This is a genomic window from Litorilituus lipolyticus, assembly GCF_006439335.1.
In the GTDB taxonomy this organism is placed as follows: Bacteria; Pseudomonadota; Gammaproteobacteria; order Enterobacterales; family Alteromonadaceae; genus Colwellia; species Colwellia lipolytica.
Genome location: NZ_SAWY01000031.1, coordinates 1 through 2,969, shown reverse-complemented (window position 1 = coordinate 2,969; position 2,969 = coordinate 1). Strand labels below are relative to the sequence as shown.

At 49.6% G+C, this 2,969-nt stretch carries 1 rRNA gene; it reads right to left on the bottom strand.

The features are described from left to right. Positions 1-3: 3 nt before the first annotated feature. Positions 4-2,887, bottom strand: a 23S ribosomal RNA gene (locus tag EPA86_RS13250). Positions 2,888-2,969: the final 82 nt, after the last annotated feature.

Genomic DNA, 2,969 nt, shown 5'->3' with positions numbered 1-2,969 from the left:
TGTATGGTTAAGCCTCACGGGCAATTAGTATCAGTTAGCTCAAGGCCTCACAACCCTTACACACCTGACCTATCAACGTTGTAGTCTCCAACGACCCTTTAGGGAGCTCAAAGCTCCAGTGAGAACTCATCTCAAAGCCTGCTTCCCGCTTAGATGCTTTCAGCGGTTATCAGTTCCGAACGTAGCTACCGGGCAATGCCATTGGCATGACAACCCGAACACCAGTGGTTCGTCCACTCCGGTCCTCTCGTACTAGGAGCAGCCCTCTTCAATTCTCAAACGCCCACGGCAGATAGGGACCGAACTGTCTCACGACGTTCTAAACCCAGCTCGCGTACCACTTTAAATGGCGAACAGCCATACCCTTGGGACCGACTTCAGCCCCAGGATGTGATGAGCCGACATCGAGGTGCCAAACACCGCCGTCGATATGAACTCTTGGGCGGTATCAGCCTGTTATCCCCGGAGTACCTTTTATCCGTTGAGCGATGGCCCTTCCATACAGAACCACCGGATCACTATGACCTACTTTCGTACCTGCTCGACGTGTCTGTCTCGCAGTTAAGCTGGCTTATGCCATTGCACTAACCGTACGATGTCCGACCGTACTTAGCCAACCTTCGTGCTCCTCCGTTACTCTTTGGGAGGAGACCGCCCCAGTCAAACTACCCACCAGACAGTGTCCCCAACCCCGATTAGGGGCCTAGGTTAGAACATCACGCATACAAGGGTGGTATTTCAAGATTGGCTCCACCGTATCTGGCGACACGGTTTCAAAGCCTCCCACCTATCCTACACATGTAGGAGCAATGTTCACTGTCAAGCTATAGTAAAGGTTCACGGGGTCTTTCCGTCTAGCCGCGGGTATACGGCATCTTAACCGCAATTTCAATTTCACTGAGTCTCGGGTGGAGACAGTGTGGCCATGATTACGCCATTCGTGCAGGTCGGAACTTACCCGACAAGGAATTTCGCTACCTTAGGACCGTTATAGTTACGGCCGCCGTTTACCGGGGCTTCGATCATGAGCTTCGCAGAGCTAACCCAATCAATTAACCTTCCGGCACCGGGCAGGCGTCACACCGTATACGTCATCTTTCGATTTTGCACAGTGCTGTGTTTTTAATAAACAGTTCCAGCCACCTGGTTACTTCGACCGACTTCAGCTTAGGGAGTAAATCCCATCACCATAGTCGGCGTACCTTCTCCCGAAGTTACGGTACTATTTTGCCTAGTTCCTTCACCCGAGTTCTCTCAAGCGCCTTAGTATTCTCTACCTAACCACCTGTGTCGGTTTGGGGTACGGTTCCTATATATCTGAAGCTTAGAAGCTTTTCCTGGAAGTATGGCATCAACAACTTCTGCTCCGTAGAGCATCGTCTCGTATCTCAGCCTTAAGGAAATCCGGATTTACCTAAATTTCCAGCCTACATACTTTCACATGGACAACCATCGCCATGCTTGTTTAGCCTTCTCCGTCCCTCCTTCGCAATATATAGAAGTACAGAAATATTAATCTGTTTCCCATCGACTACGCGTTTCCGCCTCGCCTTAGGGGCCGACTTACCCTGCCCTGATTAACATGGGACAGGAAACCTTGGTCTTTCGGCGGGGGAGTTTTTCACTCCCCTTATCGTTACTCATGTCAGCATTCGCACTTCTGATACCTCCAGCAAACCTCTCGATTCACCTTCAACGGCTTACAGAACGCTCCCCTACCACTCAAACAAAGTTTGAATCCGCAGCTTCGGTGACTAGTTTAGCCCCGTTACATCTTCCGCGCAGACCGACTCGACTAGTGAGCTATTACGCTTTCTTTAAAGGATGGCTGCTTCTAAGCCAACCTCCTAGCTGTCTATGCCTTTCCACATCGTTTCCCACTTAACTAGTACTTTGGGACCTTAGCTGGCGGTCTGGGTTGTTTCCCTCTTCACGATGGACGTTAGCACCCACCGTGTGTCTCCCGGATATCACTCATTGGTATTCGGAGTTTGCAAAGGGTTGGTAAGTCGGGATGACCCCCTAGCCTTAACAGTGCTCTACCCCCAATGGTGTTCGTCCGAGGCTCTACCTAAATAGATTTCGGGGAGAACCAGCTATCTCCCGGCTTGATTAGCCTTTCACTCCGACCCACAAGTCATCACCGCATTTTTCAACATACGTGTGTTCGGTCCTCCAGTTGATGTTACTCAACCTTCAACCTGCCCATGGGTAGATCGCCGGGTTTCGGGTCTATACCCTGCAACTAAACGCGCAGTTAACACTCGCTTTCGCTACGGCTCCCCTAATCGGTTAACCTTGCTACAGAATATAAGTCGCTGACCCATTATACAAAAGGTACGCAGTCACCCACGAAGGGCTCCCACTGCTTGTACGTATGCGGTTTCAGGTTCTATTTCACTCCCCTCACAGGGGTTCTTTTCGCCTTTCCCTCACGGTACTGGTTCACTATCGGTCAGTTAGGAGTATTTAGCCTTGGAGGATGGTCCCCCCATGTTCAGACAAAGTTTCACGTGCTCCGTCCTACTCGATTTCACGGTAAGTTCGTTTTTGTGTACGGGGCTATCACCCTGTATCGCTGTCCTTTCCAGAACATTCCACTAACTTACAAACCGCTTAAGGGCTAATTCCCGTTCGCTCGCCGCTACTAAGGAAATCTCGGTTGATTTCTTTTCCTCGGGGTACTTAGATGTTTCAGTTCTCCCGGTTCGCCTCCTTGAGCTATGTATTCACTCAAGGATAGTATCTTATGATACTGGGTTTCCCCATTCAGAAATCTCAGTCTATAACGGTTTTTATCACCTTAACTGAGCTTATCGCAGATTAACACGTCTTTCATCGCCTCTAACTGCCAAGGCATCCACCACATACGCTTAGTCACTTAACCATACAACCCTAAGTAGTCTTAGTACGAGCAGGTGACTAAACCCACTCAATTGTAAAGTCTGACATTTTCACGCACTTTACAT